Origin of the sequence: Streptomyces sp. NPDC004542 (genome assembly GCF_040610035.1) — a bacterium.
In the GTDB taxonomy this organism is placed as follows: domain Bacteria; phylum Actinomycetota; class Actinomycetes; order Streptomycetales; family Streptomycetaceae; genus Streptomyces.
Window position 1 is genome coordinate 1 of the sequence record NZ_JBEXLP010000050.1, and the last position, 22906, is coordinate 22906.

General features: G+C 72.4%; 22 protein-coding genes and 1 pseudogene. 4 read left to right on the forward strand and 19 right to left on the reverse strand.

Annotated elements, in window-relative coordinates; genetic code table 11:
* Positions 1–58 precede the first annotated feature (58 nt).
* A complete protein-coding gene (locus tag ABZX30_RS24700) occupies positions 59–1105 on the forward strand; it encodes a glycosyltransferase (protein ID WP_355936986.1) in 1047 nt (348 codons plus the stop codon).
* Between the two features lie 17 nt (positions 1106–1122).
* On the opposite strand, the gene ABZX30_RS24705 is transcribed toward ABZX30_RS24700, so the two are convergent.
* Positions 1123–1794, reverse strand: coding sequence for a hypothetical protein (locus tag ABZX30_RS24705; RefSeq protein ID WP_355936989.1), 672 nt, complete (start codon positions 1792–1794; stop codon positions 1123–1125).
* A gap of 68 nt (positions 1795–1862) precedes the next feature.
* Here ABZX30_RS24705 and ABZX30_RS24710 point away from each other — a divergent pair, with 68 nt between their 5' ends.
* Genes ABZX30_RS24710 through ABZX30_RS24720 form a run of 3 tightly spaced genes read left to right on the forward strand, consistent with a single transcriptional unit; the run spans position 1863 to position 5045 of the window.
* A complete protein-coding gene (locus ABZX30_RS24710) occupies positions 1863–3887 on the forward strand; it encodes an O-antigen ligase family protein (RefSeq protein ID WP_355936991.1) in 2025 nt (674 codons plus the stop codon).
* Entirely contained in the window at positions 3884–4795 is a 912-nt protein-coding gene (locus tag ABZX30_RS24715) for a glycosyltransferase family 2 protein (protein WP_355936994.1), read from the forward strand. Before ABZX30_RS24710 ends, ABZX30_RS24715 begins: the two co-directional genes overlap by 4 nt.
* A 7-nt stretch (positions 4796–4802) precedes the next feature.
* Entirely contained in the window at positions 4803–5045 is a 243-nt protein-coding gene (locus ABZX30_RS24720) for a hypothetical protein (RefSeq protein WP_355936996.1), read from the forward strand.
* On the opposite strand, the gene ABZX30_RS24725 is transcribed toward ABZX30_RS24720, so the two are convergent.
* The 18 genes and pseudogenes from ABZX30_RS24725 to ABZX30_RS24810 form a co-directional block, all read right to left on the reverse strand.
* The gene (locus ABZX30_RS24725; protein ID WP_355936998.1) at positions 5042–6025 is read right to left on the reverse strand and encodes a class I SAM-dependent methyltransferase; all 984 of its coding nucleotides are present in this window, start codon (positions 6023–6025) and stop codon (positions 5042–5044) included. The genes ABZX30_RS24720 and ABZX30_RS24725 overlap by 4 nt on opposite strands.
* The gene (locus ABZX30_RS24730; protein WP_355937000.1) at positions 6019–6696 is read right to left on the reverse strand and encodes a class I SAM-dependent methyltransferase; all 678 of its coding nucleotides are present in this window, start codon (positions 6694–6696) and stop codon (positions 6019–6021) included. Before ABZX30_RS24730 ends, ABZX30_RS24725 begins: the two co-directional genes overlap by 7 nt.
* 41 nt (positions 6697–6737) lie before the next feature.
* Entirely contained in the window at positions 6738–7550 is an 813-nt protein-coding gene (locus tag ABZX30_RS24735) for a glycosyltransferase family A protein (RefSeq protein ID WP_355937002.1), read from the reverse strand.
* Complete coding sequence (locus tag ABZX30_RS24740) at positions 7547–8653, reverse strand: hypothetical protein (protein WP_355937004.1); 1107 nt, start codon at positions 8651–8653, stop codon at positions 7547–7549. The genes ABZX30_RS24735 and ABZX30_RS24740 overlap by 4 nt, the downstream gene beginning before the upstream one ends.
* Positions 8654–8658: 5 nt before the next feature.
* Entirely contained in the window at positions 8659–10185 is a 1527-nt protein-coding gene (locus ABZX30_RS24745; protein WP_355937007.1) for an oligosaccharide flippase family protein, read from the reverse strand.
* A complete protein-coding gene (locus tag ABZX30_RS24750) occupies positions 10148–11008 on the reverse strand; it encodes a chain length determinant protein (RefSeq protein ID WP_355937009.1) in 861 nt (286 codons plus the stop codon). Before ABZX30_RS24750 ends, ABZX30_RS24745 begins: the two co-directional genes overlap by 38 nt.
* Before the next feature lie 51 nt (positions 11009–11059).
* The gene (wecB, locus tag ABZX30_RS24755; RefSeq protein ID WP_355937011.1) at positions 11060–12190 is read right to left on the reverse strand and encodes a UDP-N-acetylglucosamine 2-epimerase (non-hydrolyzing); all 1131 of its coding nucleotides are present in this window, start codon (positions 12188–12190) and stop codon (positions 11060–11062) included.
* Positions 12191–12193: 3 nt separating this feature from the next.
* On the reverse strand, positions 12194–13453 hold the full coding sequence (locus ABZX30_RS24760) for a nucleotide sugar dehydrogenase (protein ID WP_355937014.1): 1260 nt from the start codon (positions 13451–13453) through the stop codon (positions 12194–12196).
* Positions 13453–14223 carry a WecB/TagA/CpsF family glycosyltransferase gene (locus tag ABZX30_RS24765; RefSeq protein WP_355937016.1) on the reverse strand — a complete coding sequence of 257 codons (771 nt, stop codon included), beginning with the start codon at positions 14221–14223 and terminating at the stop codon, positions 13453–13455. The genes ABZX30_RS24760 and ABZX30_RS24765 overlap by 1 nt, the downstream gene beginning before the upstream one ends.
* Entirely contained in the window at positions 14220–15389 is a 1170-nt protein-coding gene (locus tag ABZX30_RS24770) for a hypothetical protein (RefSeq protein WP_355937019.1), read from the reverse strand. Before ABZX30_RS24770 ends, ABZX30_RS24765 begins: the two co-directional genes overlap by 4 nt.
* 273 nt (positions 15390–15662) lie before the next feature.
* The gene (locus ABZX30_RS24775; RefSeq protein ID WP_355937021.1) at positions 15663–16262 is read right to left on the reverse strand and encodes an acyltransferase; all 600 of its coding nucleotides are present in this window, start codon (positions 16260–16262) and stop codon (positions 15663–15665) included.
* A 124-nt stretch (positions 16263–16386) separates the two neighbouring features.
* Positions 16387–16558: pseudogene (locus tag ABZX30_RS24780) on the reverse strand (sugar phosphate nucleotidyltransferase); the annotation flags it as partial.
* 218 nt (positions 16559–16776) lie between these two features.
* The gene (locus ABZX30_RS24785) at positions 16777–17721 is read right to left on the reverse strand and encodes an aldo/keto reductase (RefSeq protein WP_355937023.1); all 945 of its coding nucleotides are present in this window, start codon (positions 17719–17721) and stop codon (positions 16777–16779) included.
* 57 nt (positions 17722–17778) lie between these two features.
* On the reverse strand, positions 17779–19269 hold the full coding sequence (locus tag ABZX30_RS24790; protein WP_355937026.1) for a GMC oxidoreductase: 1491 nt from the start codon (positions 19267–19269) through the stop codon (positions 17779–17781).
* Positions 19270–19378: 109 nt separating this feature from the next.
* On the reverse strand, positions 19379–20308 hold the full coding sequence (locus ABZX30_RS24795; RefSeq protein ID WP_355937029.1) for a sugar nucleotide-binding protein: 930 nt from the start codon (positions 20306–20308) through the stop codon (positions 19379–19381).
* Complete coding sequence (locus ABZX30_RS24800) at positions 20305–21336, reverse strand: ROK family protein (RefSeq protein WP_355937032.1); 1032 nt, start codon at positions 21334–21336, stop codon at positions 20305–20307. Before ABZX30_RS24800 ends, ABZX30_RS24795 begins: the two co-directional genes overlap by 4 nt.
* Positions 21326–21697, reverse strand: a complete 372-nt coding sequence (locus ABZX30_RS24805) for a cupin domain-containing protein (RefSeq protein ID WP_355937035.1) — start codon at positions 21695–21697, stop codon at positions 21326–21328. The genes ABZX30_RS24800 and ABZX30_RS24805 overlap by 11 nt, the downstream gene beginning before the upstream one ends.
* Positions 21690–22898 carry a sedoheptulose 7-phosphate cyclase gene (locus ABZX30_RS24810; protein ID WP_355937037.1) on the reverse strand — a complete coding sequence of 403 codons (1209 nt, stop codon included), beginning with the start codon at positions 22896–22898 and terminating at the stop codon, positions 21690–21692. The genes ABZX30_RS24805 and ABZX30_RS24810 overlap by 8 nt, the downstream gene beginning before the upstream one ends.
* Between the last annotated feature and the right edge of the window lie 8 nt (positions 22899–22906).

A 22906-nucleotide genomic window follows, 5' to 3' on the forward strand; every position in this document is an offset into this window, starting at 1 on the left:
TCCGGGGGCCCCCCCCCGGCCGGGCGCGGACCACCGACGGGGATTGGCTTCCCCACCGATGAGCAGCGTCAGTGTTGTGATCCCCTGCTACAAGTACGGCCATTTCCTCGCCGACTGCGTGAGCAGCGTCCTGGACGAGCAGGACGGCGTTGACGTCCGGGTACTCATCATCGACGACGCCTCGCCCGACGACTCGGCGGAGGTCGCGCTCAAGCTGGCCGCCGCCGACCCGCGCATCGAGGTCCACGTCCACGAGACCAACAAGGGCCACATCGCCACGTACAACGAAGGCCTGCTGGAATGGGCCGACGGCGACTACGTGGCCCTGCTCTCCGCCGACGACCGGCTGGTCCCGGGCGCGCTGGTCCGGGCGGCCGCGCTGCTGGACGCCCACCCCGAGGCGGGGTTCGCCTACGGACGCCCCCTGCGCTTCCGGCACGGCGGCCCGCTGCCGAAGGCCCGTACCCGGAGCACCGGCTCGGTCGTCTACCCCGGCCAGTGGTGGCTGGAACGGCGGTTCCGGGAGGGCACCGGCTGCATCACCTCGCCGGAGGTCGTCGTCCGCACCCGCCTCCAGCGCGAGGTCGGCGGCTACGACCCCGCCCTGCCCCACGCCGGCGACATCGAGATGTGGATGCGGCTCGCCGCCCACGCCGACGTCGGCTACATACGCGGTGCCGACCAGGCCTTCTACCGCGTCCACGGCAAGAACATGTCCACCGTCGACTTCGGCGGCCAGCTCGACGACCTGCGCCAGCGCCTCGTCGCCTTCGACTCGGTGCTCGCCAAGTGCTCGGACCGGCTGCCCCACCCCGACCGGCTGGCCGAGCAGGTCCACACCCGCCTCGCCCGCTACGCCCTGCGCCGGGCCTACCGGGCCTTCGACCGCGGGCGCACCGGCGTCGTACCGGTCGAGGCGTGCGTGGCGTTCGCGGAGCAGTGCCTGCCGGGATACAGAGCGCTGCCCGAGTACCGCGCGCTGCGGCTGCGCCGGCGGATCGGGCCGAAGGCGATGCCGTATCTGCAGCCCCTGGTGTGGTCGGCCGTGGCCGAGCGCGGCCGGGAGTGGCTGTGGTGGGAGTCCTGGAAGCGCCGCGGTGTCTGATGCGTGACCGCCTCGGCTCAGCCCGCCACCGCGACCCCGTCGGCACGGCGCTCCGGGTCCGGGTGCTCGCCCCTGCGCTTCCTGCGGCGCAGCGCGTACCGGTCGCACCACAGCGCGCCCAGGATCCCGGCGGTGCCGCCCAGCAGTGCCGTACCGGCCAGACCGCGGGTCCTGGTGCCCCGCACCGGGGCGGCGCTCGGGGCGACCAGGACGGACGCGCTGATCCGCGACGCGGGCGCGATCCCCTGGGCGTCCTGCAGCCGCGTCACATGCTCGGTGTACACCTCGATGACCCGGCTGACCGCCGTGTCCGCCTCGACGGCGCCGGCCCGCTGCGCCTGCACCTGCACCGAGGGGATCAGATAGCGCGGCGTGGCACTGGTGCCGCTGTTGCGCGGGATCAGCTGGTACGTCCCGTGCACGCCGGCCGCGTCCAGTTCCCTGCGCCCGGCGGGCGACTCGAGCTGCTGGACGACCCCGTACGAGAGCGTGGCCAGCGGCGGCTGGAGATTGGTCAGCTGGTTCGGCTGGTTCCCCGTCACGGGCGGTTTGAGCACGACCACCGCCGAACTCAGGTACTCCGGGGCGGGATGCAGCACCTTGTAGGCTCCGGCGGCCGTCAGAACGAGCGCGAGCAGCAGCACGTACCAGCGGCGGAGCAGCGCTTCGGCGACGTCACGAGGCGACACGGGGGTTCCTTCCGTCGCCACCGATCCTCGCAGGCGCCGGGACGGACCGCCACCAAAAGGGAGTTCTCGTGAGCCTTGCCGACATCCTGGCGATCATCCGCCGGCGCTGGTACTTCATGGTGCCGCTCACCCTGCTCAGTCTGCTCGCGGGCGGCTACCTGTACCGGGCCATCCCGGTGTCCTACGAGTCGCAGAGCTCCGTCACCCTCCTCGACTCCACGGCGATCGCCGAACTCGCGCCGACCTTCGGCAACCCCCTGTCCAACGCGGGTGGTTCGCTGGTCGTCACGGCCGACGTCCTGATCAGGACGCTCCAGTCGAGCGACTCGGCGAAGGAACTGCGCTCCCGTGGCGTCACGGACCAGTACACGGTCGGTTTCGCGCCGCAGGCCGACAGCCCGCTGCTCACCCTGAGCGTCACCGGAACCGACCGCACGAAGGTGCTCCGGGAGACCACCACCCTCACCAGGTTCACCGGGGAGCAGCTGAAGGCACTGCAGGCCGCCTCCAAGGTGCCCAAGGTGTACGCGGTGCAGACCGCGCCGGTCGTCCTGCCCCAGACACCGGTCTCGCAGTCGAAGCACCGGTACCAGGGCATCGCGGCGGTCGTCATCGTCGGGGTCGTCAGCGCGTTCCTGCTGTCCATCCTGGCCGAGGGCGTCGCGGTGGTCCGGCGGCGGGGCCGCGCCCTGGCCGGATACGTGCCCCGGCGGCATCGCGCCCGGCCGCCCGAGCGGCCCAAGGGCCTGCTGGTGCGCAGACTGGACGCGACGACGATCCTGACCGGCTATCTGGTGCTGGCCTTCTTCGTCCCCTCGAACCTCACGCTGCCCGCGCTGGGCGGCGTCGGCACCCCCGCCAACGTCTTCGCCCTGCTGGGACTGCTCTGGTACCTCGCCACCTGGCTCGGCGGCCGCATCCTGCCGGCGCCGGGCACCAGGCTGCCGCGCGTGGCGATGTGCGTGCTCGCCGCGGCCGTGCTGCTGTCGTACCTCGCCGCCGCGTCCCGTGACAGCTCGCACGAGGAGGTCCTCGGAGCCGACCGGGGGCTGATCGGGCTCGGGGTGTGGGTGGCCCTGGTGGTGCTGGCCTCGGCCGGCATCCAGGAGCGCAGCCGGCTTCAGACCCTGATGCGCCGGCTCGTCGTCCTGGGCACGGTGGTCGCCCTGATCGGCTACTACGACTTCTTCGCCGCGACCAACATCGCCGACTCCATCCGCATCCCCGGCCTGCACTCGAGCACCGCCGGGCTCAGCGCCATGGACCGCGGCTCGTTCACCCGGCCGCGCTCCACCACCGCCCATCCGCTGGAGTTCGGGGGGATGCTGGCCATCCTGGTCCCCTTCGCCGTCCACCAGGCGTTCGACCCGGTGCGCCGGCACGCCGGCGTGCTGCGCCGCTGGGCCCCGGTGGCGATCATGGCGGGCGCGCTTCCGCTGACCGTGTCCCGGACGTCCATCATCGGTGCCTTCATCGTGATCCTGGTGATGGTGCCGCGCTGGAAGCCGCAGCGGCGCTGGGCCGCGATCGGCATCGTCCTGGGCTCGGTGGCCGGCTTCAAGGTGATCATCCCCGGGCTGATCGGCACCATCACCAACCTGTTCGCCACCTTCCTGTCCAACTCCGACAGCAGCACTCAGGCGCGCACCGTGAAGTACGGCGCGATCGTCCCTTACCTCAGTGAACGCCCCTGGTTCGGACGGGGATTCGGCACCTTCACCCCCGACCTGTACTTCTTCACGGACAACCAGTACATGCTGACCCTGGCCGAGACGGGCGCCGTGGGGCTGGGCGCGCTGCTCGTCCTGTTCGTCACCGGCATCCACCAGGGCGGTGCCGTCCGCCGGCTCGCCCGCACCGAGTCCGACCGGGAGCTCGGGCAGGCCTTCCTCGCCTCCGCCCTGGTCGCCCTGGTCATCAGCGCCACCTTCGACGCGCTCAGCTTCCCCATGTACGCCGGGATGTTCTTCCTGACCCTGGGTGCCGGCGGGAGCTACCTCGGGTTCGTCCGCCGCGAGGCGGCGGCCGCCGCGGTCCCAGCCCCCCGTCAGGCATCCGAATCCGAGGTGCCCCAACTCGTGGAGTCCCGATGAGTTCCGTCGCCGTCATCGTCGTCACCTGGAACAGCGCCGCGGTGCTCCCCGGGTTCCTCGCCGCGCTCGCCGGCGGCATGGCCGGCCTCGACCACCGGCTCGTCGTCGCGGACAACGACTCCGCCGACGACACCGTCGAGGTCCTCCGGGCGCTGGCCCCCGACGCCACCGTCGTCCAGACCGGCCGCAACGCCGGGTACGCGGCCGGGATCAACGCGGCGCTCGCCGCCGCCGGGGACCACGAAGCCGTTCTGATCTGCAACCCCGACATCCGGATGCGGCAGGGCTGCGCCAAACGCCTGGTGGACACGCTCGGGAACGGGGTCGGGATCGCCGTCCCCCTCCTCTACGAAGAGGGCAGCGACACGCCCCATCGCTCGCTGCGCCGCGAGCCGAGCGTGCTCCGGGCCCTCGGCGAGGCCGTCATCGGCAACACCCGGGCCGGGCGGTTCCCGGCCCTGAGCGAACTCGTCACCGACCCCGCCGCGTACCTGCGGCCCACGCGCGCGGACTGGGCGACCGGCGCCCTGATGGCGATATCGGGGGAGTGCCTGGCCGCCTGCGGCCGCTGGGACGAGTCCTTCTTCCTCTACTCCGAGGAGACCGAGTACTGTCTGCGCGCGCGGGACAGCGGATACGCCACCCAACTGGAGCCGTCGGCCGAAGCCGTTCACCTCGGCGGCGACTCCCGGGTCTCGCCCCGCCTCTGGACTCTGCTCACCCTCAACCGCGTCCGCCTGTACCGCCGTCGGCACGGCCCCTTCGCCACGGCCGCCTTCCGCACGGCGGTCCTCCTCAGAGAGACCTCACGCGCCGCCCTCGGCCGTCCGGCCAGCCGAGCTGCCGCCGCCGCCCTGGTCCGCCCGGGCGCTCACCTGTCACCGGCCGGTTCGCACGCCGACTCGTAGGGGGTTCATGGGTGCAGTCGAGGTCACCGACAGATCGGACGGGCCCGCCCGGACGCAGGCCGACGCATCGAGGCTCCCCTCGCTGACGGGGCTGAGGTTCGTCGCCGCGTTCCTCGTCTTCTGCTTCCACATCTCGGTGTCGGGGCTGCCGGCTCCGTCGTCGGCGCAGCACGCGTTCGCTCGCGCGGCGGGTGCCGGCGCTGTGGGCGTGTACGGTGGCCCGTCGGCAGCCGTCGGGAAGGCGGGCTAGCCCGCGCTCCGCGGCCGGCACACCATGGCGACGAAGTCGTGTCCCACCTCCGGCAGGGCAGCGTCCTCCGCGGCGAAGCAGCGGTCCAGCAGGGCCAGCGTCTCCGGGTCCTGGTAACGGAAGTTGTGCGCGATCCCGGAGAACGCGATGTGCAGTACCGTGCCTCCGTAGGGCCGTTCCTCGACAACCTTGAAATGGCGCCGCAGCCCCGGCAGCAGTGCCGCCGCGTCGACCGCCTCCGAGGGGTCGTCCAGCACCATCGACAGCCTGCTGGGCCGCACGACACGGTGCTTGATGCGGCCGTCGGCCAGCCGTCGCCGCTCTTCGGGGAGCTGGGCCAGCAGCGCGTTCGCCGCGTCCAGTTGAGCGTCGGTCCACTGGAACCGGGTGGGCCCGACGAACTCGTCGATCACGAACGTCCCGCCGGGCTCGATCAGTTGCGCCAGCCGTGGCAGGGTCTCGTCGAGGTGGGCGAAGTGGTGCAGCGACTGCAGGCCCAGCAGGACGTCGAAGCGTTCCCCGTCGTCGGTCATCCGGTTGACGTCGCTGACCCGGAAGCGCAGGACGTCGGCGAGACCGTTCTCGGCGGCGGCGCGGGTGGCGAAGTCGATCCGCTGCTGTGCCACGTCCACGCCCTCGAGGAGGGAGAACGCGCCGGTCCTCGCCCAGAGGAGCTCGTTGCCGCCGGTGCCGCACCCCAGCGACAGGCCGCGCAGGCCGGTACGCGGCGCGAAGTGCTCGGCGGCCACGTACTCGGGGAACGACGTGTCCGCGTCGCCGGTCATCAGCAGGTTCCACCGCTTGATCACCGCCGGTATCGCCCACCACTCGGTCAGCGACGGGTCGACCCGGGACCAGTGCTGGACCACCCGGGCGCCGCCGCGCACCCGCAGCTTGGCCAGCACCGGTTCCAGGTCCAGCCTCCGCACCTTGCGCAGCAGCCGGTCCGCGTCCTCTCTGTTGACCAGGTTGTTCAGCATGCGGACTCCGTCCTGACGGCGATGAGCGACTTCGGCGCACCGAGCACCCGCTCGCTGAGGAGCTCCGACCGGGGGAACAGATAGCGCATCTCGGCGCGGGTCAGCAGCTCGATGTTGATCACGGCGTTCATCGCCGACTCCGGGCTGTCGGGCCGGCTGTGGACGAGCGGCCAGTGCCGTACCAGACGGGCCCTGGCGGCCAGGGGCAGGAACTGGAAGCCGGGCGCCACGAAGTGCGGCTCGACGGGGAAGTAGCGGTAGGGCGTCTGGATCCAGTGCAGCGGCGCGAGTCGCTCGACGGCCAGGACGAACTTCCGCCGCTGGCTGTGGCCGCCCACGTGCTCGATGGTCGAGTTGGAGAACACCAGGTCGTAGCCGCCGTCGCCGCTCAGGGCGGCGGCGACCGCCGGGTCGGTGACGTCGGCGTTCTCCGCGGTGATCCAATCGGGCAGTCCGGCGGGGTGCGCCTCCAGGTTGATCAGGTGGACGTGCTTGGCGCGTACCGGTGCGCGCAGCCACATCTCGGCCGTCCCGCCCAGGTCCACCACGCTCATGTTCTCGATGCCGGGAAAGCAGCGCCGGAACCGTTCCCAGCGGGCGGTGCGGAGTCGTTCGCCCAGCGAGCCGGGCGCGTCGACGAATCTGTTCCTGAGGGCGCGGGATCGTGGCATCGGGTCAACCACCTGTGGTCGGAGCGGAACGGGAGCGGGTCTCAACTGGGTTGTCGCCATTGCGTGTAGAAGCTGGCCGGGTTCATCAGGTACCGGACGGTGGGGTGCGGCACGTGGCGCACCCGGTGCCTGCGGCCGTACCGGCGGATCAGCTCCCAGTCCTCCCGGGGCAGCACCTGCGGTGTCCGGCGCAGACGGCTGAAGCGCAGGGAGCGATCGCGGCGGGCGACGAAGGCGTTGGTGTCGAGGAACGCCTCGCGTGCGGCGCGGCGCCGGTCGAAGGGCACCGACAGGACGTCCTTCTCGGTGCCGTCGGGCAGGACCCGGCGCAGTGCCGTGTAGACGCCGTCGGGTCCGCCGGGGGATTCGAGGACCGCCAACGCCTTTTCCAGGTGGTCGGGTTCCCACAGGTTGTCGTCGTCCAGGAACGCCACGTACCGCGAGCGGGTGAGGCGGATGCCCACGTTGCGCACGACGCCCGCCACGCCGGTGTTGGCCGCCAGCGAGACGGCGGACAGCCGTGGGTCGTCGGGGAGCGCGGGCAGCCCGGCGCCGTCGTCGACCACGATGACGACCTGATCGCGGACGGTCTGGTCCAGGGCCGAGCGCACCGCGGCGCACAGCGCCTCGGGGCGTCGGTGGGTGGCGATCACCGTGGCGACGAGCGCCGCGGGCGGTGACGGCAGGACCGCGGCCAGCCGCCGGGTCTCGGCGTCCTCGATCCGGCGCAGCCGCACCGCGGTGGGGGCCAGCAGGACCTTGTTCCTCGCCTCGAAGAGCACCAGCCAGCCGAACAACGCCTTGAGGAGCGTCCAGGGCGCCCGCGCGACACGTCGGGTCGTGCCGCCGCTCACGAGGCCGGCTCCGGCCGGACCGGGCGGCCGTCGGACATCCGGTTGTTCCGCCACACGTTTCCGGCGCCGCCCGCGTTCCAGTGGGCGACCGTGCCGTAGCCGCCGGAGGCGGGGTGGTACTGGGTCGAGAAGACGTTGTCCGTGACCGTGATCCCGGTGGCGCCCTTGTCACCGCCGTAGAGGGCGTACGCGCCGCCGGCCAGCCAGTTGTGGTCGACGGTGACGTTGCGGACCACTCCGAAGTCCGCGAACAGGCCGATGCTTCCCGAGGCCCCTTCGTCGAGGCCGGTCGGATTCAGCAGGGTGTTGTGGCGGATGACGAGCCGCCCGGTGTTGCCGCCGCTGCTGATGACCGCGTTGGTGTGCTGCCACTCGCCGCCCTGGTTGACGAAGGGGGCGAGGTCGTGCACGTAGTTGTCGTGCAGATGGCCCTGCCCCATGGCCAGGGCGTCGCCGAACACCGAGACGTCGCACCAGCCGACCTCGACGGAACTGGTCCCCATGTTCGACACCGCGTAGTCCACGCCGCCGTTGTCCGGTCCCTTGCCGGGCACGGCGGTGATGGTCGAGTGCAGGACCCGCAGACCGTGGTGACCGGGGCGCAGGTTGACCCCCCACCAGTTGTCCGAGGTGATCCTGGAGTCGATGACGGTGACGTCGTCCGCGTAGATGTCGAGGGAGCCGGTGATGTCCCAGCCCCGGATGACCGTCCCGTTCTCGCGGACGGCCAGGTACCCGGTCCGGTGGGGGGTGAGGGGGATGCGGGGGCCGGTGGTGCGGGCGTCGGGGAATCCGCAGGCGGCGGGGGAGGCGCACGCGGCCGGGGCCGCGGGTGTCCCGGAGGTGTCGCCCGGGCCCGCCGTCGCCGTGGGCCGCGCCGTCGGGGACGGTGCGGGGGCGGGGCTCTGGGCCGTCGCGCCGGCCGCGGTCGACGGACCGGCGCCCGGCCTCGCGGGGGATCCGCTCGCGGGGCAGGTCAGCGCGTCGTCCGGGCAGTCCGGCGCGGCGGAGTTCTCCGGTCCCGAGCAGGCGGTCCCCATGACCGCCAGCAAGGCGCCGAGCAGCGACCACACGAGCGGGCTCCGGCCGGTACGCCGTGACATCGTGCTCACCCCATGTCCTGTCGGCCGGCACCGCGCAGGAAGTCGCGGCTGGGCAGTATGCACACCGTGTAGCCGGCCAGGGCCAGGGTGCCGATGGTGAGGAGCGCGAGCCGCCCGTCGCCGAGGGAGCGCTGGAGGCCGAGAACGATCGCGGCCATCACCACCCCGCCGAGGAAGGGCCAGGCGCAGGCCCGGGCGATCCGGCCGGTGCCGATGCCGCCACGGCGCAGGGCGATCAGGAAGACGGGCACCACCAGACCGCCGGCGACCAGGACATGGCCCTGGGAGACGCCGACGACGCCGTTCACGCGGGCGGCGAGGAGGAGCACCGGGACCAGGGCCGCCAGCCACAGGCCCTGCACCAGGAAGAGCGACCGGCGCTGCCCGATCGCGACCAGGCAGTCGTAGGCGAGTTCGCCGCCGATACGGATCAGGCCGAGGACCATCAGCCAGGGCAGTGCCGGGGCGGCGGGGGCCCACCGGTCGCCGTAGACCAGCCGGATGACCGGCTCCGCGAGGCCGGCCAGCAGCACGCACAGCGGGACGGTGCCGGTGATCACCACGCCCAGCGCACGGCTGAAGCCCTGGGCGAGCGCCTGCGGCGAGCCGGCCAGCCGGGAGAACCCGGCGAAGGAGACCCGGCGGGCGGCCTCGGAGATGATCCGCACGGGCCAGCCGGAGATGTTGAAGGCGAGCACGTAGAAGCCCAGCGACACGTTGCCCAGCGTCGCGCCCACCACCATGGTGTCGACGTTGACCACCGCCAGGGCCAGCAGGCTCGCCCCGGCCAGCGGCAGCCCGAACCTCAGCAGCGCCCGGGCCTGCCCGGGGTCCCAGCCGAACTTCAGGGTGCCCGGTGCCGCCAGCGCGCAGCCGATCAGCGTGACGACGTTCCCGGCCACGGCGCCCCAGGCGAAGCTCATCGCGCCCCAGCCCTCGAAGGCCAGCAGCAGCGTCACCGCGGTGCCGAGCACGAAGTTGAGCCCGTCGATGACCATCCGCCTGCCCTGCGCGAACTCACGGGTGAGGAAGCCGCCGGGCACCTGTGCCACCCCGTCGATCACCACGCACAGGCACATCACCCGCAGGACGTCCGCGGCGTCCGGCGAGCCGACCAGGGCGGCCACCGTCGGTGCCGCCGCGAACAGCGCCACGTACAGCAGACCGCTGGAGAGGGTGCTGAGGGTCAGCACGGTCGGTGCGAACCGCCGTGCGTCGCCCTCCCAGCGCACGATGGCCAGGCCCACGCCCAGCTCGTTCGCGGACAGCAGGACGAGCAGCACGGTCTGGGCGATGCCGTACACGCCCCATTCCGCGGGGCCGAGGGCGAAGCGCGCCAGCAGGATGCCGGTCGCGAAGTTGCCCAGCCGCAGGACGACGGTGTTGATCAGGCTCCACCGGGCCGCCGAGCGGACCTTGCGGCCGAGGGAGGGAGCAGGGGGGACCACGGGGCCGGCGGGTGCGGGTGCGGGAGGAGTGGGGGCGTCACTCGTCTCACCGGTCCCGCTGTCCGGTGCGCGGGCGATGTCCATGAGTCGACTCCTCGTCGAGCGGCTCTGCGGCGGACGCCACGGCCATGGCGGGCCGTGGCGCGTCGGTCTCTGCGGCGCCCGGACCGTCCACGGCGGGCCGCGACCAGCTCGGCGGCTGCCGGACGGCGGGTGTCTCCTCCACGGCCGGCTCCCGGGCCGGGCGGACGGGGGCGGTCGTCCCCTCCTCCGGCCGGGCGGGCCCGGCCTCCGGACCGGGCGTGTGCGACGACCTCTTGCGCGCCTCCACGTAGAAGGCGGCGACCAGGGTGAGGACCAGGCCCAGGGCCCCGGCCATGACCATGTACTCGAGCCGTGTCCTGGTCTGTGCCACCGGGTTCTGCGGCGGCACGATCGTCGTCATGCGGATCATGGCCTTCGGGGTGACCGACTGCTGCTTCTGGAACTGGTCCAGCCGTTCCTCGGCGTACGCGGTCAGGATCTTGTCCGAGGCAAGGACGGAGTCCCGGTCGGTGCCGGTGACGGTCAGCCACACCAGCGGCCCCTGCGCGTTGTCGGCGAGCTTCGCCTGGAACGTGCCCCTGGCGCCACGGGACTTGAGCTCGCGCAGCGAGTCGTCCGAGTTGAGGTTGCGGGCCAGGCTGTCGGCCATGCCGGTGAGCGAGGTCTGGGTGCTGAGGAAGGGGTTGCCGTCGTAGGCCCGCGTGGCCTTCTGGGAGTTCAGCAGAACCACCGTGCTCTGCGACTGGTACGTGACCGGAACCACCCTGGTCACGCCGACGATCAGGCCGGCGGTCAGCAGCAGTCCCGGCAGCAGTACGTACCAGCGCCTGCGCATGACCCGGAAGATCTCAGCGAGATCCATGACGGTTCCCCCTCGCGACCAGACGTTCGACGAGCACAGGTTGCAAGCGGATCATATGGGGAAGGTTCGGTCGGTGGGTCCCGGCTGGTCGGTCGGTCTCGCCCGGGTGCCCGCGGTGCCTCCGGCCAGCAGCACCTCGGCGATACGGTCGCTCGCGCGGCCGTCCCACAGCTCGGGCCGGCGCGGCGGGGGCGGAGCGTCGAGCACCCGGTTGGCGGTGGCCACGATCCGCGCCGGGTCCCGGCCGGCCAGCACATTGGTGCCCTGCTCGACGGTGACGGGACGCTCGGTGTTGTCCCGCAGGGTCACGCACGGCACACCCAGCGCGGTGGTCTCCTCCTGCACACCGCCGGAGTCGGTGAGGACGACGCGGGCGGAGTCCTGCAGGGCGATGAAGTCCAGGTAACCGGCGGGCGGTACCAGCCGGATGCCCCCGGGAACGCCGGTCTCGGCCAGCCGTCCGGCCGCGCGCGGGTGCACGGGCAGGACGAGCGGGCAGCGGCCGGCGATCTCGCCCAGGGCCTTCAGCAGCCCGGTGAGGACCGCCGGGTCGTCCACGTTGCCGGGCCGGTGCAGGGTGACCAGGCCGAACTCGCCCCTGGCCAGGCCGTACCGGCCGAGGACGTCGGACGCCCGGGCACGCTCCAGATTGGCCAGCAGCGTGTCGATCATGACGTTGCCGACCAGGTGGATCTGGTCCTCCCGGTACCCCTCCGCGCGCAGGTTCCGGACGGCGTCGGGCGAGGGGGCCAGCAGGTAGTCGCTGACCCGGTCGGTGGCGACCCGGTTGACCTCCTCCGGCATGCTCCAGTCCCGGCTTCGCAGCCCGGCCTCGACATGGGCGAGCAGGGGGCCGGCCTTGGCGGTCACCAGGGCGCAGGCCAGTGTGGAGTTGATGTCGCCAACCACCACGACGAGGTCCGGGGCCACCTCGTCGAGAAGTGGCTCGAACGCGGTCATCACCCGTCCGGTCTGCTCGGCGTGGGTCCCGGAGCCGACCCCGAGGAAGCGGTCGGGCGGGCGGATGCCGAGGTCAGTGAAGAACACGTCGTTCATGGCCGGGTCGTAGTGCTGGCCGGTGTGGACGAGGACCACCTCGGCGCCCCGGCGCTCCAGGGCGTCCATCACCGGTTTGATCTTCATGTAGTTGGGGCGTGCCCCGGCTACACAGACGACTCGCATGGTTCAGAGCACCTCGATCGTGGGTCCGGACGGCAGCCGGCGGCGGCAGTCCAGGACGGAGCGGGCGTGTTCGGCGACGCGTTCGTAGTCGAAGCCGTCGTGGTCGGTGAGCAGGACCACCACGTCGGCGTCCGCCAGCTCCTGCGTCGTCGGCTCGACCCGTACCAGCCGGGTGTCCATCGGCAGGCTCTCGACGACGTGCGGGTCCGCCGCCCTGACCTGGGCCCCCATGTCCAGCAGCAGCTGGGAGATGCGCAGGGCGGGCGACTCGCGCGCGTCGCCGGTGTTCTTCTTGTACGCCAGGCCGAGCAGCAGGATGCGCGAGCCGTTCACGGAACGGCGCCTGGCGTTGAACAGGTCGCTGATCCGGCGCGTCACGTACTCGGGCATGTGGCCGTTGATGTCGTTGGCCAGCTCCACGAAGCGGAAGCTCTGCCCCAGTTCGCGCTGCACCCGCCAGGACAGGTAGGAGGGGTCGATCGGCAGGCAGTGGCCGCCGACACCCGGTCCGGGCGTGAACTTCATGAAGCCGAACGGCTTGGAGGACGCGGCGTCGATGGCCTGCCAGACGTCGATGTCCAGGTGGTGGGCGAACATCGCGATCTCGTTGACCAGCGCGATGTTCACGTGCCGGAAGGTGTTCTCCAGCAGTTTGGCGAGTTCGGCCTCCTTGGGCGACCTCACCGGCACGGTGGTGTCGACGAGCCGCGCGTAGAAGTCCTGGACGGCCTGGAGGGAGGCCTCGTTGACACCGGAGACGACCTTCGGGGTCTCCTTGAAGCCCCAGACGGTGTTTCCCGGGTCGATCCGCTCCGGGCTGTAGCCGAGGTGGAAGTCGGTGCCCGCGGTCAGGCCGGAGCCCTCCTCCAGGATCGGGGCGAACAGCTCCTGGGTGGTGCCGGGATAGGTCGTCGACTCCAGGACGACCGTGGCCCCGGGGCGCAGGTAGCGAGCGAGGGTGACCGCCGACTCCTTGATGTAGCGGAGGTCGGGAGTGCCCTCGTGCAACGGGGTCGGGACCGTCACCACGGCCACGTCGAAACCGCCGCAGTCGCGGGCCGACTCGCTGGGGCGGTAGGTGCCGTTGTCCAGCGCCGCGCGGATCCGCTCGGAGGAGACGTCCTCGACGAAGGACTCACCGGCGGCGAGGCTCTTGATCCGCCGGGCGTCGACGTCGTAGCCGATCACCTCGTGCCCGACCTCGGCGGCGCGCACGGCCAGCGGCAGGCCGACGTATCCCTGTCCGACCACGACGACGCGCATCAGTGACTCCTGTTCGCGGGAGCGGCCGACGGGGTGAGCCGGATCAGCTCGCGCGCCGTCATGAGGAGGAAGGAGGCGTTGGTGGTGAGGTAGCGGCGGCCCAGACGGCGCGGCTCCTGCACGGCGCGGTAGAGCCACTCCATGCCCCACCGCTGCCAGGACTCGGGGGCCCGTTTGGTGACCCCGGCCAGGATGTCGAAGGAGCCGCCGACCCCGTGCACGACCCGGGCTCCGGTGCGGGCGCCGTAGGCGGCGGTGAAGACCTCCTTCTTCGGCGAGGTCATGCCGAGGAAGAGCATGTGGGCGCCGCTTCCGGCGATGGCGTCCGCGATCTCAGCCTGCTCGAAGTCGTCGAAGTAGCCGTTGCGGCTGCCGGCCACCTTCAGCCCGGGGAAGCGGTCGGCCACCCGCAGCAGCATCCGGTCCAGCACCTCCTGCCTGGCGCCGAGGAAGTACACGGAGCTGCCCGAGGCCTGCGCCTCGGCCAGCAGCCGCAGGAACAGGTCGATCCCGGCCACCCGCTCCGGCAGCGGGGCGCGCAGTATCCGGCCGGCCCACACCACGGCCTGTCCGTCGGCGAGGACCAGATCGCAGCCGGCGACGGCCTTGGCGAGCCGGTCGTCCCGCCGCATGTTCACCAGCTTCGCGGCGTTGACCACGCCGATCTCCAGCTGTCTGCCGTCCCGCACCGCCTCCAGGCAGCGCGCCACGGTCTCGTCCATGGTCAGCGGGTCCAGCTCGATTCCGAACAGCGTCCGACGTGCGGTCATATCCGGCCCCCCTGCCAGGCGTGGAGCAGCCAGCCGAACTCGTACGGCCGGCATTCGCGGTCCACGGAGAGCGGGCGGTAGACCCGGTCCAGCGGCTTCAGCCGCAGGCCCGGAGCCACCCGGGTGGCAAGACCCCGGGCGGCGCGTACGGCCTTCTTCGGGTCGCCCCGGTGGACCTTGCGCCAGGTGGCGCCGAGCTCGTCGAGGATCATCGGCTCCCGGTGCTCCGAACCGGCCAGTTCGGGCACGTCCGTCATCCAGCGCAGGCCCTTGCGGATCGCGGCGCCGAAGTCGGTGCCGCCGGCGTCGGCGAGGTCGAACAGGGCGGTCGGCGCCATCGCGTGCTGGTGGACGCTGTAGACCGGGTAGCCCTCCACGACACCGCCGGTGCGCGCGTCGTAGTGCCACCACCACTGCCCGCCGTCGCCCTGGAGCTCGCAGATGCGTGCCGCGCAACGCTCCGCGGCCGCCAGCGCCTCCGGGTCGCCGTCCCCTTCGCCGCTGGCGTGGGCGCGGGCGAGGGCCTGGAGCGGGTACGTCTGGTCGGCGAAGCAGCTGACATGCGCCCGGTACCAGGGCACCAGGCCCGTCGCGGTGGCGTGCGGGAACAACGGGCTGTCGCCGATCCGGGCCCGCAACAGACGGTCCCGAGCTGCGGTGAAACGTCTCTCCACATCGACCGTGTCGCGAGCCGCCGCGAGGGCGGACAGCACCCAGGCGGCCTCGACGGTGTACTGCGGACGGCCCGGCACGTCCAGCGCCTCGACCCGTGCCAGGGCGTCGGACAGCTTGGGGTGCTCGGTCTCGGCGGTGGCCCAGGCGATGAGCGCCGCGTCACCGAGGTTGGTCACCGCGGGCAGCGACTCGACCAGCAGCCCCGCGAACTCCTGGGCGGTACGCCCGCCGAGCACCGCGCGCTGGCGGTCCTCGGGGAGGTACCGGGCGCCCAGCACGGTGATGGCCGCGTACCGGGTGCTGATCCCGCGCCGCTCCAGGGTCCAGGAGCCGTCGGGACCCTTCCGGCCGGCCATGGTGAAGGCGAAGGCCTCACCACCCGGGAGCAGCATCGACGGCAGTCCCGACTCGGCGACCGCGAGGAGTCGCCCGGCGAGCGCGAACAGCGGCGGGTCCTCGTGACCGAGCGCCGTCAGACGTGTGGTGGTCATCGTTTGGGCACACCAACCCCCCTGTGGGTCCTGTTTGTGCGCAGACTCGAGAGCGCCTCGGCGGCGGCCGGGCGGAACGAAGCAAGGCAGACGTCAGCCGTCGGAGCGGCTGTCGCTCCTGGCTGCAGGCACGGGTGTCCCCACCACCCGGTACCCCCCCTGGGCACTACTGGCTTGTGTGCTCATTGTGCTTGCCCTGCACAGTTCGCGCACATGTTATGCCGCTAGATGTTCGAGGATTTGCCTTTTGAGGGAAACAGCTGAAAACAGGCGTCATGCGCGTTCGACGAGTCCGCCGTCCTTCTCGTCGTACACCGCGCCCGTCTCGGGGCACTCCCACGCGCCCGGCTCGTCCTCCCGTCCCACCAGCCGGACGCCGGCCCGCCCCACCCAGCCGATCCGGCGCGCCGGCACGCCGGCCACGAGCGCGAAGTCCGGCACGTCCCGGGTCACCACGGCCCCCGCCGCGACCAGCGCCCAGCGCCCGACGCGCACCGGCGCCACGCACACCGAACGGGCCCCCAGGGAGGCCCCCTCGGCCACCACCACGGCCACGGCCTCCCAGTCGCCACCGCGCTTCAGCCGGCCCTGCGGGTCCACCGAACGCGGGAAGGAGTCGTTGGTGAGCACCGCCGCCGGGCCGACGAACACCCCGTCACCGAGCACCGCGGGCTCATAGACCAGCGCGTAGTTCTGGAGCTTCACTCGGTCGCCGATCCGCACCCCCGGGCCGACGTACGCTCCCCGGCCCACGATGCAGCCGCTGCCCAGCCGGGCGTCCTCGCGTATCTGGGCCAGGTCCCAGACCGTCGTTCCGTCGCCGATCGTGGCCGTCTCGTCGACCTGGGCGGTCGGCTGGACCCTGACGTTCATGGGCTGAACCTTTCCTCGAGTTCGGCACTCGGATGTTTACCCGCCCACCGGAGCCAGTTCGCGTCCGGGACGCCTGGGCTTCTCCTCGGTGGTGCCCCCCGACGGCGAAGCTGTCGCCGAGGACCCCGACCACGATCCCGACCTGCGTGATGCCCGCCTCGGCGATCGTCTCCAGACCGTAGAACAGCACCGGTTTCGTTCGCCACCGGTCCGGGCTGCTTCACCGGTGCAGGGGTGATGGGTCGCGAACGGGTACCTGAGCCACCAGGCGACAGGAGTGCCTTCGTGCGCGTCATCCTGCTTGCATCGGACTCGCCGACGGGAGGATTCGGGGCACCGCGGGCCCGCGCCCCACTGGGTGGTGAGCCTTGGGCGACACCTCTGGTGCCCCGGTAGGCAACGTTCGCCCCGTCGCGACGCCCGGCACGCTCCCCCAGAGCACGCACCGGACGCCGCTCCGTGGCGGGCAAACGTTGCCTGCCGGGCACTAGTTGGGATACCTGACGAAGCCCTACTAGGGCAGGGAGGCGCCGCGTGCGGCGACCCACAGTCCGTACCACTCCTCGTGGGTGAGGCCCGGGTCGCGCAGTGCCGCGTCCGCGCAGGCGCTGATGCGCTCGGGGCGGGTGGTGCCGACGACGGGGGCGATGCCCGCGGGGTGGCGCCGGAGCCACCACAGCAGGATGGTCTCCGGCGTGGTGTCCTTGCGCCGTGCGAGGTCCGCGACGAGCCGGTTCACCCCCGTGTCCGCGTGGGTCGTCAGGCGGCCCCGGGCGAGTGGACTCCAGGCCTGCAGCCGGACGCCGTTGGCCGCGCACCATTCCAGCGTGCCGGACGCGAAGCCGTTCCGCGTGGCGTCCGGTGTGTTGAACAGGACACCCGCCTCCACCCAGTCGCGCCGCGCCAGGCTCATCTCCAGCTGGTTGACGACCAGCGGCACATCCGTGTGCTCCTGGAGGGCGGCGATCTGCGGGCCGCTCATGTTGGACACGCCGAACTGCCGGACCAGCCCCTGGGCACGCAGGGAGGCCAGCGCTCCGCCGATCTCCGCGGGATCGGCGAGGGGGTCGGGCCGGTGCAGGAGAAGGACGTCCAGGACGTCCGTGCGCAGCCGGACGAGACTCTCCTCGACCCGCCGCAGGATGCCGGCCGCCCGCAGGTCGTAGTGGCCGGGCCGGTCGCCGTCGGGCAGCCGGATGCCGCACTTGGTCTGCAGCACGATACGTCGGCGCAGCCCGGGGCTGCGGGCGAGCACCTCGCCGAAGACGGCCTCCGACTTGCCGTACCGGTAGATGTCGGCGTGGTCGAACGCCGTGATGCCGGCGGCCAGGGCAGCCTCGATCGCGGTCTCGGCCCGCTGGACGTCCTCGGGTGTGTAGGGCGTCGGGTCCCAGCCGCCGCCGAGTCCCATGCAGCCGTAGAGCAGTTTGTGCGCGCGTATGTCGGTCACTGCCGCCATGCGGGTCTCCGTGGTGAGTGCGGGTGGGGGGGAGAAGAGAGGCGGGAGGGCCGTCGGTCAGGTGCGCAGGGTGTCGGCGAGCATCTCGGCGACGGCCAGGACCGGCAGTTGGGTGTTGGCGGCGGGTACGGTCGGCAGAATGGAGGCGTCGGCGACGCGCAGCCCCGCCACACCGTGTACGGCGCCCTGCCCGTCGACCACGGACCGCGGATCCTCCGCCGGGCCCATGGCGCAGGTCCCCACGGGATGCCAGTAGGTGCCTACCCGGTCCCGTAGGCCGGCGTCGGACAGCGCGTGGGCCGGTGCCCCGTCCGAGGGGACCGCCAGCGGCTTCAGGACCGCGGCGAGCTCCTCCGCCTTCTCCAGACCGGCCCGGAGAACGGCGATGTCACGGCCGGCCGGATCGGTCAGGAAGGCGGGGGCGATCTCTGGGGGTTCCAGGGGATCGGCCGAGCGGAGCCGGACGTGCCCACGGGAGACCGGCTTCATCAGGAAGGCGGAGACACCCGCCTCGTACCGCCCGGGCGGAAGCGCGCCGAACAGCGGCGCGCCGGCCGTGGGCAGGAGGTGCAGATCCCACGCCCCGTCCGGGCAGTACTCGCTGGCCGCCCGGATCAGCATGCGGCTGTTGTACAGTTCCCCGGCCGCCTCCTTGGCCGCGAGCGCCCCGTTCAGGCCGTCCGTGGGCGACAGGGGTACGAAGACACCCGGCTGGTCGGACAGGTTGGCGCCGACGCCCGGCAGGTCCGCTTCGCAGCGGATCCCGTTCTCCTTCAGCTGCGCGGCGGGACCGATGCCGCTGCGCAGGAGCACGGCGGGGGAACCGAACGTGCCGGACGCCAGTACGTACGTGTCGGCCTGAAGGGTCACCCGCTCCCCGTCCAGGACGGCGTGCACCCCGGACACCCGGCCCGCGCGTACCGACAGCCGGTCCACCAGGGCATCGGCGAGGATCGTCAGGTTCGGCCGTGACCGGGTCGCCGGGTCCAGGTAGGCGAAGGCCGCGTTCCGGCGCAGCCCGCCGGCCGAGTTGAGCAGCGGCCGGCCGTAGCCGGGCCGGCCGGGGGCACCCATGTCCACCTCCCGGTAGCCGAGTTCGCGCGCCGCCCCGAGCGCGGCCGAGGCCCAGGCCGAGAGTTCGTTGTCCGGAACGGCGCGCAGCCCCATGCGCTCCACGGCCCGGAGCCGGTACGGCTCGAGCGCACGGGCCGACCACCGCTCACCGCCGGCGCGTGTCCACTCCGCGTGGTCGGCGTGCGACCCCCAGGTGTTCCAGGCGCCGTTGATGCACGACGAGCCGCCCAGGATCCGGGCCCGGATGCGGTAGAACGCGGTGTGCCGCTCCCACACGTCGTCGCGCGGCAGGACACGGGCATTCAAGATCTTTTCCGGCCACGTCCGCTGCCGCGGTCCGTAGTCGGGGCCCGCCTCGACGAGGCATACGGACCGGCCGGGATCCTCGGTGAGGCGTGCAGCCAGTACGCATCCGGCCACTCCGCCGCCGAGGACGACGACGTCGTAGCCGGACGGGACGGATGAACTGGTCATGGTCGCTCCCTTGCGACTCGGTCACCACACGCATCAGCGTCCGGCAAGGTTCGGGGTGTCGGTCAGGGGCACGGTCTCGCCAGTCACCGGGGCGAACCGGAACACACCGTCAGACGGCCAAAGTTCCGGTGAACGCGGACGCCAGCAGGCGGGCTCCCTCGCGTACCCCCCGGACCGCGATGCTCCCGGTGGCGGGCAGGGCCGCCAGCGCCCCACTGCTGAGGCAGGCGTTCACCGGGCGGGAGGCGTAGCGGGTGCGCGCCCGTGGTACCGGTGTCACCAGATCCGTGGGTGCTCCCAGTGCCCGGGCGATGACGGTGGCCCATTCGGCGCGCGTGACGCGGTCGGGCCCGCCCAGGTGCAGCACGGGTGGCAGCGGGTGCTCGGCGTGCAGGAGCGCCGCCGTCACCTCGGCCACGTCGTCCAGGAGCACCGGTGTCGTCCAGTGGTCGTCAGGGGCTTCGACCCGCTCGCCGCGCCGCAGCCGGTGGGCGCACGCGGCGAAGAAGTTCAGCCACTTGCCCGCGTCGGCCGGCTCGTGGCCGTAGACGAGGCTGACCCGCAGCGCCACCGCCGGAGACGCCTTGGCGAGCAGTGCCTCCTCGGCCGCCGCCTTCGCCCGGCCGTAGGCATTGGCCGGCGACACGGGGGTGCTCTCGGTGTTGTGCGCCGAACCGCCGTCGAAGACGTTGTCGGTGGAGATCATGACGATCCGGGTGTCCGGCGCCAGGGTGGCGAAGGTGTCCGCCACGAAGACGTGTGCGGCGCGGGCCTCCTCCGGATGGCTCTCGCACCAGGTGACGTCGGACGGGCCGTGCACCAGGACGATGCGCCCGGGACGCAGCCGGTCGAGCAGCCGTCGGCAGGCCTCGGCGTCGGTGGCGTCCAGAGCGGCCCAGCGGGCTCCGTATCCGTCGGGCGGCAGCAGGGGAGGGCGGCGCGAGACGAGCGTCACGGGCTCCCCGGCCGCCGCGAGCCGCCGGGCGATCCCGGTGCCCACCAGGCCGCTGCCGACGACGAGGACCGGTTCACCGGTCATGACGCCCCCTGGGAGAAGGGCACGGGTGTCCGCTCCGCCAGCAGCCGGCCCACACCGATCAGTCCGTGGTCGTCGTCGGCGACCCCGAGCGACACCATCGCGTCGATCTGCCCGGGGTCGAGGCCGAAGCAGCCCAGCCGCACCAACTCCGCGACCAGCAGGCGCCGGTACGGTTCGCCGACCGCCAGGGCGAAGCCGCCCATCAGGATGTATCGGCACACCCCGACCGACGCGAACACCCCGGTGACCGCCTGGGCGAGCGGGGTCAGGGTGCCGCGCAGCACCTCGGTGCCGAAGGGATCACCGGCGCGGACCGCCTCCGCGATCGCCCGGTTGTCGATGCGCTCCGGGCTGCCGTCGCACAGCGCGGCGAGCCGGGAGCCGCGGAAGGCTACCTCGTGGACGCGCGCGGCCCGGCGCGTCGCGGCCAGCACGCCCCGCCCGGAGGCGATGGCGCCCAGATGTCCGCGACCCCCGCAGTCGCACAGCGGCGCGTCGGGGGACGGGTCGCAGACCCAGTGCCCCAGCTCGCCGCCGTGGCCGTCGGCGTCCACCAGGACCTCGCCGCCGCGGAACACCTTGTTGCCGATTCCGGAGCTGATGGTGAGCAGGCAGAAGTCGCCCGGCTCGGTGGCGGCGTACCGCCAGGCCGCCGCGGTCAGGTCGTTGACCACGACGGCCGGCGTCCCGGTCCGCTCCGTCAGCAGTTCGCCGAGCGGCAACGGCTCCCCGCGGCGTCCCCAGACGGTGGGGGCGGCGAGCACGAGCCCTGCGGCCGTGATCGGCCCGGCGAAGGCCACACCCAGCGCCCGCGGCTGCCGTCCGCCGGTGTGCGCGGCGACCTCGCGCACGATCTGCTCCAGCACCCGCCGCTGCAGCACCGGCACGGGGGCTCCGGGGTCGCGGTGCATGCCGTCGACCGGTACCCGGCGCACCCGGGACACGGCTCCCGTCGCGGGATCGTAGGTGCCCACCCGCAGCGTGGTGCCGCCCACGTCGAGCACGGTGAACACCTCGTCAGCCGGCACGCCGCTCCTCCAGTTCCTCCTCGAAGACGAGCAGCCGCAGCTCCCGCTCACCGTCGTTGCGCAGGCCGTGCTCGCCGTAGGCGTCGTTGACGACGACGTCGCCCGGCCCCACCCGGAACTCCTCGCCGTCCCGGTACATCAGGCCGCTGCCGTCCAATACGACGTAGGTCTCGCGGTCGGCGCCGTGCCGGTGCCGGCCGATCGAGGTGCCCGGCGGCAGGACCGCCAGGTCGATGAAGTCCGCACCGGGAGAGCCGGGCCGGCGTGCGAAGACCCGGTGCGCGAGGATGGTGCCGAGACCGCCGTGGTCCCGTTCCTTGCCGGCCAGCAGTTCCCGCAGGTTGACCACGGCCTCAGGCATCGCGCCGTCCTCCGTCCGCCGCCAGCGCCTCCAGTGCCGCCACCAGGACCTCCCCGGGTACGTTCTCCAGTTCCTCCACGAAGGCCGCCTTGCCGATCCCCGTCGGTACGACCAGGTGCAGCTTGCGGCCGCGGCGCTGCCAGGAGGCGCGCAGGGCCTGTGTCATCAGCTCCGGTGTGCAGGTCGCGGGATCGAACACCGGCAGCCCGATCCGCCGCAGCAGCCGGACGATTCGCTCGCAGGTCTCGTCGTCCGCCAGACCGAGCAGCCGCGCCAGGTGCGCGGACAGCGCCATGTCGACGGCGACCGCTTCGCCGTGCTCCAGGCGGTGGCCGCCGGCCGTCTCGACGACCGGGCTGAAGGTGTGGCCGAAGTCGACGAGCCGGGCCAGTTCGTGCTCGTGGAGGTTGGGGCAGAGTTCCTCCATCATCAGCCGCATCGAGGTGCGCAGGATGTAGGTCTCCAGGTGCCCGTGGGCATGGCCGGGGTGCCCGGCGGTGCCCGGGCGCCGGAACGCGTCCGGGTGCTGCTCCAGCGTCCGGAAGAGGTCCTCGTCCAGGATCACGGCCATCTTCACGATCTCGGCGAGCCCGCAGCGGATCTCCCGGTGCGCGAGCGTCGAGAGGAACGCCGGGTCGTTCAGGGAGGCATGGGCCGGGTGGTAGGCGCCGAACATGTTCTTCGTCTGCAGGGCGTTGACCCCGGTCTTGACGCCGACGCCGACGTCCACCTGGCCGACGAGGGTGGTGTTGACCTTGATGTAGCGGATGCCCCTGGCGTAGATGGACGCGGCGAAACCGACCACGTCGGCGACGATGCCACCGCCGACGGCGAGCATCACTCCGTGCCGGTCGAGACCGTCCGCCTTAGCGAGGGCGCAGACGCTCTCCGCCGCGGCGAGCGTCTTGTGGTGCTCACCGGTCGGTATGACGTGCAGCGTCCACTGGCCGGGCCGGGTGTGGGCCTCCAGATAGGCGCGCAGCCGGTCTCCGTAGAGCCGGTCGACGGTCGGGCTGACGAAGGCCACGACACGGCGGCCCTGGAGGTGTCCGGCGAGCAGCGTGTTGTGCGGGTCGAGCACCCCGGTGCCGAGGTCGACGCGGTACCGGGTGCCGTCCGGCGCTCTCAGGTCGAATCCGCCGGGATCCTCTCGGACCCCCGTGGGCGGATGGTCGACCCGATCAAGAACCTGGCCTGACATCTTTCTCC